The following is a 14,333-nucleotide window of genomic DNA, read 5'->3' on the forward strand; positions in this document are numbered from 1 at the left end:
CGATCATTTAAGAGGTGCGCAACGAGCGACGCAAGATTTTCCCTGTAGTGTTTTTGGGAAGCTCTGCTACGAATTCGACCTGACGAGGAACTTTGTATTTCGCCAGCTTGTCACGACAAAATGCCATAATATCCTCTTGAGAAACCGCTATTTCCTTCAAAGCCACAAATGCCTTGACTGCTTCACCATGCACCTCGTCAGGAATCCCGATCACAGCCGCCTCGATAACCGCAGGGTGCTGATAAAGCACTTCTTCTACCTCACGCGGATACACGTTATAGCCGTCAACGAGAATCATGTCTTTTTTGCGGTCAACGATGTACACATATCCTTCTTCATCCATACGCGCCATGTCTCCCGTATACAACCAACCATCTCGAAGCGCCGCTGCCGTATCATCTGGCAAACCAAGGTACCCTATCATAACGTTCGGCCCTTGCACCACCAGCTCGCCCACTTCTCCACGTGCCACTTCGTTTCCTTCCGGATCGACGACCTTGTTCTTCACAAGCGGGATATCGACTCCTACCGATCCTGGCTTTCTGGTCCCGTGCAGTGGGTTAAATGTTGTAGCTGGTGCTGCCTCGGACAAACCGTAGCCCTCCAGTACCTTGGCATCGTATTTCGCTTCGAACTTGTGCAGGAGCTCTACGGGCATGGATGCACCTCCCGAACAGTATATCCGTATGGAGGAGACATCTTCTTTTGTCGCAGTCGGCACCTGTAGCAGATAGTTGTACATGGTCGGAACACCTGCAAAACATGTGGCCTTTTGCTCACGAATCGTTTGAAGGACGTCTACTGGATGAAATTTTGGCACGATAATGATGGCTGCTCCCGTGCGAATCGGGCCATTCATGCACACCGTCATGCAGAAGACATGAAACATCGGGAGTACCGCGACCATGCGATCTTCTGGCACCAACTCGAACAATATCCCCATCGCATCCGCATTCGATGCCATATTACGGTGGGAGAGCATCGCTCCTTTTGGCTGGCCAGTCGTGCCTGATGTATACAGAATTACAGCGAGGTCATCTTCGTTTCGTTCCGGCTCCACGTATCCTTCCTCTGACTCTTGCCCTTCCTGTACAAGCTGATCGATCGTTATTTCATTTTCAATAGATTCCGTGTAGATGAGAAGCTGCAAATCTTCTATTTGGTCCTTCATCGGGGTTAGTACCGGCTGCAATGTGGATAAGGCAATGGCTGCCTTTGCTTTACTATTTGATAGAATGAAGCTAATTTCGCGAGCCGTATAGATGGGGTTCATGGGAACAACAACAGCTCCTACGCGGAGTATCGCATAGTAAGCGCTAACAAAATGCGGCCGATTATCCATGAGCAGGGCGACAGCATCCCCTTTTCCAATCCCGTGCTGGGCAAGTCCTGCTGCGAGATGTTCGACCTGCTGATTGAATTGTGCATACGATGTCGTTTCTCCCATAAAGACAAAGGCTGGACGATCCGCAAACTGTTTCGCGCTCTGCATGAGACCTTCACTCAAATGATACATCACACACCTACCCCCTTTTCAGAAAATTTTAACATCTGGAACCAAGCCTATAAAGTATTACTTTTAGGAAACATGAGGGATTGGCGGTGCTGATTGATTGACTTGTTCATTGCGCTTCACAAAGAGCAGGAAAAGCACGCCGCAAATGATAAAGAGCAACCCGTTGACGATCATGGCGTTGCCAAAACCAGTGCCAATATCTCCAGCAGACTGAACGATAGAGCCTGTTACTAGCGGCGAGATGATCCCTGCCAACGTAACCAGGCTGGACAACACGCCTACCAAAAGTCCCGTGCGTTCTGGCCACAAGCTGCTGACAATGACTGAGGCAGCTGTTCCAACAGAAAAAGCAAACCCTTTTCCTAGACACAGAAAGATCAAAACAAGTACCGTAGATTGAAAAAGAGTAACACTGTAAAAGCACAGTCCCCCTAGTATAATCGAAACACCTCCAACCAGAACGTATGATTTGCGATAGCTGCGATGCTTTTTAAAGAAACGATCACCAATGGAAGAAATCAGTATGGTCATCAGTCCAGCTAAAAGTCCCGTGCCAGCAATCGCATAGGCCATTTCCTGATTCGTAAACTGGAAGACCTTGACGAGATAGACAGGCTCCCATACGGATGCGAAGGTCGTCCCCCATATTTGAGCAAAATAGATTAAAAAACAGAATAGAAACGTGGATGAGAGCAAGACACCGGATATATCCGACCATTTCGCTTTTGGCAAGGTCGGAGGTTCGACTTTTGCAGGTGCGACGCTGACAAGTGGTTTTTCTTTTCCGATCCACAGCCAGACCAAGAGCCACATCAGACTGAGTGCGCCCATAAACGCCCAGGAAAATCTCCATCCATAGCTATCAATCAGCGCGACGATCACCGGTGCGGAAGCAACCGCACCGACGAAAGCACCGAAGTTCACGATGGAATAAACCAATCCACGCTTTTCTTCGGAAAACCATTTGTTTAAATGGCTGACAACTGTTGCCCAAAACGGCCCTTCGCCTATTCCAAGCAATACCCGCGCTACGACAAGCATCGGCAAACCCGCGATCGCATAAGCGCCGAATTGAATGACAGTCCAGGAAAGTGCCATGATCGCCAGCATTTTTTTCGTCCCGATGCGATCCGACAATGCCGCGCCTACAATCCCGGCTATGGAGAAAAACCAGAAGAAACTGCTTCCAACAAGTCCCCAGTCTTTTTCGTTCAATGAAAATTCAGTCATGATCGGCACGGCAGAATATCCCGCAATCGTTTTATCCGCATAATTGATCATGTATAGCAAAAACAACATAATCATTGTGATTCTGGCCATCATGTGAATCACTCCGTTTGTACAGGAAATAGACTACCGCTGTTTCCCGCTATTTTGTAAGTCTCACGCGCCCAATTCCATCCGTGATCTCAATCACTGTGCCATATGGTTCACTCAACGCTTTAAGCCCCTCTAAAATGGTGGTATCCCCGCTTAATTTCGGCCACCCCATACGATGTACAGGCAGATCAAAACCTAGTTCAATCGGATGCAGCTCCAGTTCGAGAAGTTCACCATCTTGCATTTTCCACAAGGGAATAACCGACTCCCACACTTCTTTGTGCACACAGAGTCCGCGTGTATAGTTGGCACTCATCGCTTCCAACGCATCTGCCACATTATGGGTGTGGTCTAAACCATAGTGCTCGTAGAAATCTGCGGGCTGACTCGTAACGGCTTCTGTCTGAAAAATAAAATCTCCCAGGCTGTAAAAGATCGGTCGGTTGTTGTAGATTTCAATGCCTCGCAATAAATGGGGGCCATGTCCCACCACTGCGTGTGCACCCGCATCGATGCACGCTTTTGCGAATACAGGCAAGAAATCAGCCGCAACCTCTTTCGCTTCCCCCTTCATCTCATGAGCGTGAATACTCACGATGACGTAATCAGCCCGCCTGTTTGCCTGCTCAATCGTTTTGACGATTCTGTTCAGATCACGCGGATGCGGCTGAGTAGTCGTCCCTTCTTCTTCGCTTACCATGAAACGTGCATTTCCGAAGAGAAAGATCTCCTTGCCCGGATCGTTCATGAAGCCTTCCTCGATGAGAAGCTTGTTGAAGGCGTTAATGTCCGTCGACTCCGCAATGGCTTGCAGATCAGCGAGCTTTTCTTCCGTAATGTGGTGAGTCATCACATAGCGCATCGGGTTGATACCTGGCCTCCCGATACTATCCGAACGCTGATCTCCGGCCGCCCACCATGGATGAAAAGTCGATGTCGCAGCGATCAGGGCTACCCTGGCGCCTTCGCATTCAAGATAACGCGGAGCTCCCGCTTCAGCGAGATTTTTGCCTGCGCCAGCATGGACGAAGCCATACTCATTGAGATATCGTTCCGTTGCTTCTAGCCCCCCATACAAATAATCGAGCGCATGGTTATTCGCCCAGCCAATCATGTTAAAGCCATAATCTTTCATGACTTGCAAAACGGAAGGTGGTGACATTGCCCACGTGCCTCCACTTTGTGCGCTGGGATAGCCCTCATTATCGTGTACGGTCGTCTCCAGATTCGCAATGCGTACGTCCGCACGGTGCAGCAAGCTGGCTATCTCTTCAAAAGCTTGGTCCCTGTATGGAAGATTGCGAGTAATGAAGCTGTCGCCAGTCGCTGTGAACCAAATCGGCTTGGTCATTGGCAGGATTCCCCTTTCCCTTTTCTCCTTTTTTCTGCTTTCAAAAGATCGAGAAGTCTTCCTCTTCCTCTCCGACAAACGAGTATAGTTTCGAACTGATTTCATCATAGTGGTGCAATCGTTTCTGGACATTTTCCGCGTCATGGAGCATGACGCCTTTGATTAGAACATTTAGCATGGAAAATAGTGTGGGCATACCGCTAGTGGCAACGGGTTGGGGTGTGGTGATTTTCAGAAGATAATCTGCGACTTGGCTAATGGGGGAGAACTCGCCTTCCGTAATCGCCAAAATCTTCGCTCCCAACTCTTTTGCTGAATGGACCATTGCGACCGTCTCGCCAGGATGACGAGGAAATGAAATCGCAATGACTAGCCATTCTTGATCCCGTTCGGTGAGAAAATAATCTGCGTTATCAACGGCTCCCGTATACAGATGTGTGTTTCCTTTGATCGCATTCAACGCCTGGAACAACCATTTTGCAGGAATATGGCACCAGCGAAACCCTACCACTACGATTCGGTTTGCCTGTACGATGCTTTTAACCACCTCTTGGAGCAACGTGTAATCAATTTGCTGCAAGCCTTGTTGGAGATACGCAATATCACTTTCCATCACTTGATGAGCGTAATTGCTCAGATCCAGCGTAACCTCCGTGTCTCGATATTTCTGAATCGGCCCCTTCCTTTGGTCTCCTATCAATAGAGACTTTTTGATTTCTTCCTGAAGCTCTGTGTATCCGGAGTAACCCAATGCATAACAAAAGCGAATGACGGTCGCTTCACTGGTATTCGTAAACTCCGCGATTTTTTTGGCGGTATGGATCGCAAGTAAGCTTGGCTTTTCAATCGCGATCTTACAGATGATTTTTTGGCTTGCTGTCAGCTTTCCATACTGCTTCCGAATCCGTTCTTTTACGAGTTGTGCCATGCCTGAAGCTCCTTTATCATGCTGATTTGTTTTAATTTTGAGAATAGTATATCTCTTGCAATAAATCACTTCAATACTTCTTGGAAAATGTAGTTTATGCTTCATTTTGGTGGATAACGAAAAGGAGCCTCCGTAGTCGGATGCCCCCTTCTCTTTTCTTTATCGTTCCGTACTGAGACATTCATTTGGAATCCATCCACATTCCCCGGTGCTCTCTAATTCGCACCAGCTCCAGCCATTCAACTCATGCATAAAGACTACGCGATCACCAGCGTCCACATTTAGCTCTTTTGCCGTATAGGTGGTGGTCAAAATCCCAATCTCCCCATCTTTTTCAATGATTTGCTCAGGTACCCAGCCCTCCAGCTGCTGTTCATCCAAGGTGTAGCAATACCGCCAATTTTGCCAATTTTCCGGTCCATCATACAACTTGCCTATTCTAACTCTTTGCCCTTCTACAAGCGTGATCGGATTCGGATAATTGGAGCGATGATTTTTGATTACGACCTCATTTTTCTTCGTCACGTGAAACACCTCACAAGAATAGGAACATATATTCTCATTATATCTGAACTCATGTCTCATGGATATTTTTTTGCGTGGTTGCCGACTTTCACCTTTGAGACGACGCCCAGTCTAGGCGCACCAAAAAAGCCGATAATGCTGCGAGAGCAAATCGGCTGTCGTCATTTATTGGCGGGACACCTTGACGAGCTCCCCTGTCGAAGCATCGATAAAGCTATAGCCATTCTTCCATTTGCGCTGGTAGACCAACTGCGGTTCGGGAGCTCTTTGACCATCATACTGCTCCCACACGTAGACCAGTTCCAGGTCAATTTCTTGTTGGATCGTTTCTTTTGCTTCTGCTGCACTTACAATCTTCTTGGAATCTGGAAGGGTAATGCCCGGGTTGAGAGGGTGGAGGTTTAACTTTGTAATCGTCCCCGTTGCCTTGTCTACCCTCACCATATAAGACTCGTCATATACTTCGATCCCGTTGCGTTTTCCGAGGAAAGTGAATGAATACGCTTTATCCTCTTCCTTATCCAGCTTGTTCTTGTCTACCCACTCCGGAATATCCTCTTCAGGAGTCTCTATGATAAGCGATAGCTCCGTTAACGCCGGGTCAAGATAAGGTACGAGTGCTGCGATCGCTTTTTTCTTCGCTTCCTCTACACTGATTTTCTGCTCTGTTTTTCGTTCGTCTGGCAAAATCAGATCGAAGTCGATGAGCCGATCACTCTGTTCATCTGTCGTGATGCTAACCAGCTCAAATGCAGGCGTACCTTTATTTGAATCGTTCATCCAACGATAGGATTCGATTGTCTGAAGTCCATCTAAAAGATTGTCCTTGTGATCATCGTATTCAAAGGTCGCACCAGACACATCAATACCAAACTGAGTTTTCAGCCATTTCTCTCCTTGTTCGCGGGAAGCTATTTTGATGCTTTTCCCTTCTCCTTTTACATGAACACTCTCTCCTGACATTTCGGTTTCTTCCCTTATGACTTTGCCGGTTAGAGCGTCGATCCAACCACTGGTATTCAATTGATAAATGAGCATCGGTTTCTTTTCTGCCGGCTTTCCATTTTTTGCATAGGAAATCGGCTGCTCCGATACGTATACCAGGTCCATCTTAAGCTTGTCCTTATAGATTTTGCTCGCTTCCTCAAGTGTTATCGCTTTTTTCGGATCAGGCCAGTTCACTTTGCTAGGATCGATGAAATCATACGCTTCATAGCGAATAATATGACCAGCATGATCAACGGATACAGAGAGAGAGTTGCTGGACAGAGGGAGGTTATTGATGAGAGAGTGATAGTCGACGGTGGTGTGAGCCCATTCCAGCTTGTTGCCTTTCCCGTCACCAGATCCTGCTTTTCCTCTGCCGAGATTTTGTTCGGCTTTCAGCTGTTTTGCTTCCGTACCGAATAAGTCCTCGATAAAAGTTGCAGCCTTGTCTCTGGCAAGCTTTTCTTCCGGGTAATCAGCTGAAGCCCATGCTGGATTTCGGATATTCATGAAAAGCAGTCGGCCCGTATGCGCATCCAGCTCAAGCCTAACGGATGAGTATGCGTCATACTCTTCTTTTTTAGCTGTTTTTGGCATGTTGGTGAAGTGCAAGCTCCAGATCGGTGCAGGATAACGGCGAAAGCTGTCTTCCTTATAATGTTTATTAATTAACCTATACCCTTTCAACTCGCTCGCGTACCTTCTCTTCCATTTTCTCAGTTGGCAGAGAGGAAGACTTATCCTGTAGTGCTCCCCTCTGACACCGTCAACTCCGAGGGGAATTTGTCGTTTCTTCAAACCGATGCATTCGTTTGTAGAATGTACTTCTGGGGATTCCCAGAAGTTTTGCCGCTTTCGACACATTCCCGTTCGTCTTTTGCAGCGCCTCGACCATTTGCTGCTGCAATATCTTATCGCGAAACGAAAGAGAAGCCCCATGTTCCTCCATCCTCTGCTCAGAAAAGCTAAGGCTGGAGGAGACGCTTTTGCTCAACTCTGCGTTTTGATAGAGCAAGGAATGCAGCAGATGCAAGAGGTCGTCGCAGCTGTTCATAGAGAGAATCCGCAATTTATCCAGTACATTCATAAGCTCGCGAATGTTTCCTGGCCAGGTGTAAGCCATCAGCGCGGCAAAGAATTCCGGAGGGAAAACAGCATCCCAGTCATGCTTTTCGCAGTAATGGTGAACGAGGTGCGGGATGTCTTCTGCCCTCTGCCTGAGTACCGGAACATGCACCGGATATACGTACAGACGATAAAAAAGGTCTTCTCGGAACTTACCTTCTTTGACCAGTTGATGGATATTGCGGTGCGTGGCCGCAATCACGCGAAAATCGACGGGTATCTCTTGACTGCCGCCTAGCGGAGTAATTTTCCGTTCCTGCAAGACACGGAGAAGCGACACCTGCATGGAGTGGGGGATTTCCCCAATTTCGTCCAAGAAAATAGTTCCTTGGTGGGCAAGTTGGAATTTCCCCTTCGCTCCGGTTCGCTTCGCCCCGCTGAACGCCCCTTCCACATAGCCGAATAGTTCGCTTTCCAGCAGCTCTCTCGGGATCGCGCCGCAGTTTACCGCAACGTACGGCCCGCTTGCCCACTTGCTGTTTTCATGAATCGAACGTGCGATCACTTCTTTTCCGGTGCCTGTCTCGCCCAGGATAAAGACATTGATGTCCGTGGAAGCAACCCGTCCAAGCTCTTCCAGCATCTTTCGAAATACACGGCTTGTGCCAGCTTCGCCAAGGAACCGAAACGGCTTGGCGGAACCCTTGTCCTGATAGACGGCCTGCCTTACCTGTTGCTCCTCTGCATTCCGAAGGTAGATACATTTGCCGATGAAACCACCGTGCTCCGCAGAGCAAATCGGCACTTCCATCCGATTTTGGTACCCGCGTATGTATATTTCATCGGCACGCATCCCACTCCAGTTCGGAATGTTCTGACGAATCGACCTACTCGCCGCGACGACGTTTTGACGTGGGGTGCAAATAATGAGCGGCTGTTCCTTTTCCAGTACTTCCATCGATCCCTGAATCAATTCCATCTCATCGCGATGAGAGCGGATTTTCACTTCTTTTTCCAGCGTATAAGCGGCTTGGGTAACAATCCCCAGCATGTATGGATGCGCCCGGTCGACCGGGCACGAAACGTCGAGGATACCCAGGACCTCCCCGTCATCGCTGCGTATTGGAGCGGCAGCACAGCTCCAGCCATGGGAAGCTATGGAATAATGCTCCGAGCCGGTTACCATAATCGGCTGCCCCAGTGACAACGCCGTCCCAATTGCATTTGTCCCCATTTCGGCTTCGGTCCAGCGCACGCCCTCTACGAATCGTATTTTTTCGGCTACCTCCCGGACATTTTTGTTTCCCTTCATCCAGAGCACGTAGCCTTCCGGATCGATTAGAAGCGCGATCATTCCCATCTCGCTCGCGATTCGATCCATTTTTTCGAGAAAAGGGGCAGCGACGTCCATAAGCAAAGCATTCTTTTGCTGTTGGTGCCTAAGAGATTCCCCGCTCAGAATGTGCCTTCCCCGGTCCAAGTACGGGCTGACTTGGGCGTTCCGGGAGCGATACCAAGATTCGATGATGGATTGGTGAATCCGGGAAGAATCCAATACACCTTCCTGAACGAACCGCTTCCACATCTGCGAACTTAATGCGAATTCAAACAAGATACATTCCCTCCCTCAGTAACTCGCCTGAAGTAACTCCTGCCAGAATGTATGCAAGGTCGTCTCTCTTTGTCTAAATTCTAATCAATAATAGCAGCGCTTACAATGGTCCAAATCAAAATTCCCCCCTGGGTTACAGGGGGCTTTTGATTGCACCGATGCTTCAGGCGTGCAAGGCATGACCGATGGCAGACAGCAGAGCTTCGTGAACAGCTTCAGACAACGTCGGGTGGGCAGAAATGAACGTTTCCATCATATCCGCCGTCATTTCCCCGTGGATCATGAGCGTTCCTTGCCCGATCAACTCCGTCGCACGCGGACCTACGATGGACACACCCAGTATTTCGTTGTATTCCGGTTCCGTGATGACCTTCACCTTTCCGATTGCTTCACCGAGAATCATTGCCTTGCCATTAATAGAAAACGAGAATTCTCCGATTCGCACGTCTCCATATTGCGACCTGGCTTGCTTCTCAGTGAGGCCGACACCAGCGATTTCCGGCGACGTGTAGATGCACCTCGGTACGGCCCGATAATTGGCTTTGGCGTCCAGACCGCACGCGTGCAAGGCTGCTACCGTTCCCTCATGAAAAGCGACATGGGCGAGCTGGATGCCTCCGACAACATCCCCGCATGCGTAAATATGTGGCACGTTCGTTTGCATATGCCCGTTTACGAAAATACCTTGCTTGCCGAATGCTACACCCGCCCGATCAAGTTGCAGTTCAGCCGTCCGTGGTATCCTTCCGACGGCAACCAGCACAATCTCTGCTGCGGCTTCCCCGCTACCATCCGGGTTCTTGAAACGAACGGTTTTCGTCTGCTGATCGACCGAGGTCAACGACGTGGAGGTCAAGATCTTCACCCCGGTTCGTTCCAGCTGATCATGCAGAACACCCGCAATATCCGCATCTTCGCCGGGGAGAAGCTGATCCGCCATTTCAATCACTGTCACGTCGCACCCCATGCGACTGTATATGCTAGCAAACTCGCATCCGATGACACCTCCGCCGATAATCAGCAATGTCTGGGGAACCGCTGAAAGCGACATCGCTTGTCCGCTGTGGATGATCCAGCGATCGTCAAACGGCGCAAACGGTAGCTCAATCGGCTCCGATCCCGAAGCGATGATGATTTTATCGGCTTCAACAATTTCTTCTCCCTGATCATTCTCTACCGCTATTTGGCGTTGGCTGACAAAACGAGCCTTGCCCGTCAGCACCTTGATTTTGTTTTTTCTCATGAGAAATCCGATTCCCATGACGAGTTGCTGTACGATGTTGTTTTTGTAGCTCTGCACTCCCGGCCAGTCAATCGATACTTCCCGCTCGGGCACGCGAATTCCGAAACGGTCGGCATGCTTTATTTTCTCGGCCATCTCCGCGGACTCCAGGAGCGATTTGGTTGGCATACATCCTTCGTTCAGACAGGTCCCACCCAACACCTGCTGCTCGATCAGGGTGACCTGTTTGCCCTTTTTTGCGGCGGCAATCGCTGCAACGTAGCCGGCAGGTCCCCCTCCGATCACTGCAATCGTACTCATCCCATCACGTCCTTCACAAGAGCATCCGGTACGGCTCTTCCAGGTATTTTCTCAGCGTGTATAAAAATTCGGCTGCCGGTGCTCCGTCCAGTACGCGATGGTCGAACGTCAGACTGAGTGGGAGAATGCTCCGCCGCTGCACTTCTTCATCGATGAAGACAGGCGTTTCCTGCACGGCCCCTACACCCAGAATGCCAGCCTCCGGTGGATTCAGCACCGGCGTAAAGAAATCAATTCCGTAAGCCCCAAGATTCGTAATGGAGAAGGTAGACCCTTGCATCTCTTCCATGCCAAGCGTCCCTTCCCGCGCCTGTGCAGCCAGCGCTTTGATCCGGCGGGAGAGGTCCAGCACCGATGTTGATTCCGCGTACCGAACGACCGGAACGACCAGCCCTTGTTCGAGCGCGACGGCTATTCCCAGGTGGACGTTCCCGTACCGATGAATCCGGTCATCGATATAGGCGCTGTTTACTTGCTTGTGCCTTTGGAGAGCGAGAACCGTCGCCCTCGCGATGAGATCGGTTAGGGTCAGCTTGATGTCATGCTCTTTTTGAGTGACTTCGTTCATTTTCTTTTGCAAACCGATCAAGTCCGTGACATCGGCCCGTGTGGTGATCGTAAGCTGGGCGCTTTCCTGCAAACTGGCCATCATCCGGGAAGCGATCACTTTCCGCATTCCCGTGACAGGCAATTGCTCCGTCGTTTCCTCCACGACAACGGCAGGTGGTCTATCATCCTCCGCTGCTACAGCTTGCTTCGCCTCCCGGTCAGCGATCGCCTTTTCTACGTCTTCCTTTGTGATCCTGCCCACCGGTCCCGTGCCGATGAGAGATTCCAAGGGAAGACCGGCCGCCTCGGCCAACTTGCGCGCGACCGGGGAAATTTTCACTTCTTTCGCAGCCGCCGGACTTGCTGCTATTGTGGTCGACTTCGCCGCAACCTCTGGCTTCTCCGGCTTTTTCTCGGGAGCAACCGTTTCGAACGTCGCCGTTGCGGCCGTTTCCTCCGAGATTTGCTCGCTTGGATGACCGATATATCCAATGACCGTTCCAGGCGGCACACCCTCCCATTCCGAAACAGCGATTTTCAGCAAAACACCGTTCGCCGGTGCTTCCAAATCCGCCTCGATTTTTTCCGAGCTGATACTAGCGATCACTTCTCCTTTGGTTACCAGATCGCCGACTTGTTTGTTCCAATGGGAAACCGTTCCCTCTTTCATCGCCATTCCCATCTTCGGCATGAGCACCTCGACTGCCATCGGTTTTCCCTCCGTTTTCTTTCTTTCTTTCTTTCTTTCGTTCGTTCTGAATCAGACACTCAACAGCGATTTGTCGCCAAGCAATTCGGATACCACTTGAATCACCGTTTGTGGCGTCGGTAAGTACAGGTCCTCCAGCACTGGTGAGAACGGAACCGGGGTATGCGGTGCTGTAATCCGCTTGATCGGCGCATCCAGACTGTCGAAGCCTTTATCCGCGACCAAGGCCGCGATGTCAGTCGCAATGCTGCAGCGTGGATTTGCCTCGTCGATGACAATCAGCCGATTCGTCTTTTGAACGGACCCCAAGATCGCATCCTCATCGAGCGGCGACAGGCTGCGCGGATCGACGACCTCTGTTTCAATTCCTTTCCTGGCGAGCTGCTCCGCCGCCTCCAAGGCTGTATGCACCTGTTTACCAACCGCGACGATCGTCAAATCCGAACCGGCACGCTTGATGTCCGCCTTGCCGATCGGAATTGTGTAATAACCGTCTGGCACCTCCCCCGTCATGTTGTATAGCGTTTTATCCTCAAAAAAGATTACGGGGTCATTGTCCTCGATGGATGCCAGCAGCAGCCCTTTCGCGTCAGCAGGTGTGGACGGGACCACCACTTTAATGCCAGGAATGGCCGTGAACAGAGCATAAAGGCTTTGCGAATGCTGCGCCGCCGCCCGGAATCCGGCGCCGTGCGTCGTGCGGATCGTAACCGGCACCTGTGCTTTGCCGCCAAACATGTACCGGAACTTGGCCCCCTGGTTCAACACCTGATCCAGACAGCTCCCGATGAAATCGTTGAACATCAATTCGGCAATCGGGCGAAGACCAGTGGTCGCAGCAGCCATCGCCGCCCCGATATAGCCCGCTTCGGTAATCGGGGTATCCAGCACCCGCTCTCTTCCGAACTCCTGGACGAGGCCTTTCGTTACCCCGAGAACGCCTCCCCATGCCTCTTCATCCTGCAAATGGTCGACCTGTGCCCCGCCAGCTACATCCTCGCCCATCAAAATCACGTTTTCGTCTCTGCGCATCGCCAGTTTCATCGCCTCGTTGATTGCCTGCGACATGCTCATTTTTTTGGTCATGTTCCTTCCTCCTTTGCTATCGTTTTTTCAGTACGACACGTATACGTCTGTCAGCAGTTCGGACGGCTCCGGGTACGGACTGTTTTCCGAAAACGCGACTGCTTCCTCGACCGCCTTGTCAACCGCAGCTTCGATTTCATCCAACTCGTTTTCAGTAAACAGCTTTCCGGAGAGCAAATCGTTCCGGAATTTCCTGATCGCATCTATTTCCGACAAATGCGCCTTCTTGTCTTCTTCTTTTTTGTATTTCTGGGCGTCGCCCTCAAAGTGGCCGTAGTTGCGGTACGTCACGCACTCGATCAGAGTCGGCCCCTCTCCCCGGCGGGCACGCTCGATCGCTTCCTGTGCAGCCTGATAAACGGCCAGTACATCCTTGCCATCCACTCGGATGCCGGGAATATTGTAGGCGATCGCACGGTCCGCAATGGTTTTGCAGCTGGAGGCGTACGAAAACGGCGTGGCTTCCCCATATCCGTTGTTCTCTGCTACAAACACGGCTGGCAGCTTCCAAATGGCTGCCAGGTTGATCCCCTCATGGAACGTCCCCTGGTTGTTCGCTCCGTCACCAAAGAAACATACGCTTACAGCGCCTGTCTGCTTGTACTTGGCAGTCAAAGCGGCTCCGCAAGCAAGCGGATAGCCTCCACCGACAATGCCGTTCGCCCCGAGCATTCCTTTGTCCAAATCCGCAATGTGCATGGAGCCTCCCTTCCCTTTGCAAAGTCCCGTGGCTCTACCGTAAATCTCCGCCATCATTCCATTCAGATCGCACCCCTTTGCGATGCAGTGTCCGTGCCCGCGATGCGTGCTGGTAATGGTATCGCTGTCGTCCAGGTGCGCGCAAAGCCCGACCGCGATGGCCTCCTCCCCCGCGTATAAATGGACGAAACCGGGTATTTTCCCTTGGCCGAACAGGTCGTGCACCTTGTCCTCGAACTTCCGGATCTCCAGCATTTTTTGGTACATCCAAGCGGCCTTTTCGCGGGACAACGGAATCCCTTTGACTTGCTGATCCACTTTCGTCATTTACGTGTCTCCTCCTCGAACATGTTTTATTGAGGTCCAGCCTTTGACTCAAGGGATATCGCAAAAAGTATGCCAACCGCCGAAGCAGGTCACATTGCGGTTTTTTGTAACCGCTT

Annotated in this window: 11 protein-coding genes; all 11 read right to left on the bottom strand. The window is 50.7% G+C overall.

Annotation, left to right across the window (positions count from 1 at the left end; genetic code table 11):
- Nucleotides 1-7 precede the first annotated feature (7 nt).
- The 11 genes from HP567_RS18705 to HP567_RS18755 all read right to left on the bottom strand — a co-directional run bounded on the left by HP567_RS18705 (nucleotide 8) and on the right by HP567_RS18755 (nucleotide 14,217).
- Entirely contained in the window at nucleotides 8-1,516 is a 1,509-nt protein-coding gene (locus HP567_RS18705; RefSeq protein ID WP_173608360.1) for a fatty acid--CoA ligase family protein, read from the bottom strand.
- Between the two features lie 63 nt (nucleotides 1,517-1,579).
- Nucleotides 1,580-2,839: an MFS transporter gene (locus HP567_RS18710; RefSeq protein ID WP_173607760.1), complete on the bottom strand. Its 1,260-nt coding sequence runs from the start codon at nucleotides 2,837-2,839 to the stop codon at nucleotides 1,580-1,582.
- A 46-nt stretch (nucleotides 2,840-2,885) separates the two neighbouring features.
- Entirely contained in the window at nucleotides 2,886-4,187 is a 1,302-nt protein-coding gene (locus HP567_RS18715; RefSeq protein WP_173607761.1) for a CapA family protein, read from the bottom strand.
- Between the two features lie 40 nt (nucleotides 4,188-4,227).
- Nucleotides 4,228-5,115, bottom strand: a complete 888-nt coding sequence (locus HP567_RS18720; RefSeq protein WP_173607762.1) for a MurR/RpiR family transcriptional regulator — start codon at nucleotides 5,113-5,115, stop codon at nucleotides 4,228-4,230.
- 159 nt (nucleotides 5,116-5,274) lie between these two features.
- Nucleotides 5,275-5,640, bottom strand: coding sequence for an SH3 domain-containing protein (locus HP567_RS18725; RefSeq protein ID WP_173607763.1), 366 nt, complete (start codon nucleotides 5,638-5,640; stop codon nucleotides 5,275-5,277).
- 165 nt (nucleotides 5,641-5,805) lie between these two features.
- On the bottom strand, nucleotides 5,806-7,314 hold the full coding sequence (locus tag HP567_RS18730; protein ID WP_229088076.1) for a YcdB/YcdC domain-containing protein: 1,509 nt from the start codon (nucleotides 7,312-7,314) through the stop codon (nucleotides 5,806-5,808).
- A gap of 79 nt (nucleotides 7,315-7,393) precedes the next feature.
- Entirely contained in the window at nucleotides 7,394-9,277 is a 1,884-nt protein-coding gene (locus HP567_RS18735) for a sigma-54-dependent Fis family transcriptional regulator (protein ID WP_173608361.1), read from the bottom strand.
- 190 nt (nucleotides 9,278-9,467) lie between these two features.
- Nucleotides 9,468-10,847: a dihydrolipoyl dehydrogenase gene (gene lpdA / locus HP567_RS18740; RefSeq protein ID WP_173607764.1), complete on the bottom strand. Its 1,380-nt coding sequence runs from the start codon at nucleotides 10,845-10,847 to the stop codon at nucleotides 9,468-9,470.
- 13 nt (nucleotides 10,848-10,860) lie between these two features.
- The gene (locus HP567_RS18745; protein WP_173607765.1) at nucleotides 10,861-12,105 is read right to left on the bottom strand and encodes a dihydrolipoamide acetyltransferase family protein; all 1,245 of its coding nucleotides are present in this window, start codon (nucleotides 12,103-12,105) and stop codon (nucleotides 10,861-10,863) included.
- Nucleotides 12,106-12,156: 51 nt separating this feature from the next.
- A complete protein-coding gene (locus HP567_RS18750) occupies nucleotides 12,157-13,191 on the bottom strand; it encodes an alpha-ketoacid dehydrogenase subunit beta (RefSeq protein ID WP_173607766.1) in 1,035 nt (344 codons plus the stop codon).
- 27 nt (nucleotides 13,192-13,218) lie between these two features.
- The gene (locus HP567_RS18755) at nucleotides 13,219-14,217 is read right to left on the bottom strand and encodes a thiamine pyrophosphate-dependent dehydrogenase E1 component subunit alpha (RefSeq protein WP_173607767.1); all 999 of its coding nucleotides are present in this window, start codon (nucleotides 14,215-14,217) and stop codon (nucleotides 13,219-13,221) included.
- Nucleotides 14,218-14,333 lie beyond the last annotated feature (116 nt).

The sequence above is a fragment of the Brevibacillus sp. M2.1A genome (assembly GCF_013284355.2).
Classification (GTDB): Bacteria; Bacillota; Bacilli; order Brevibacillales; family Brevibacillaceae; genus Brevibacillus.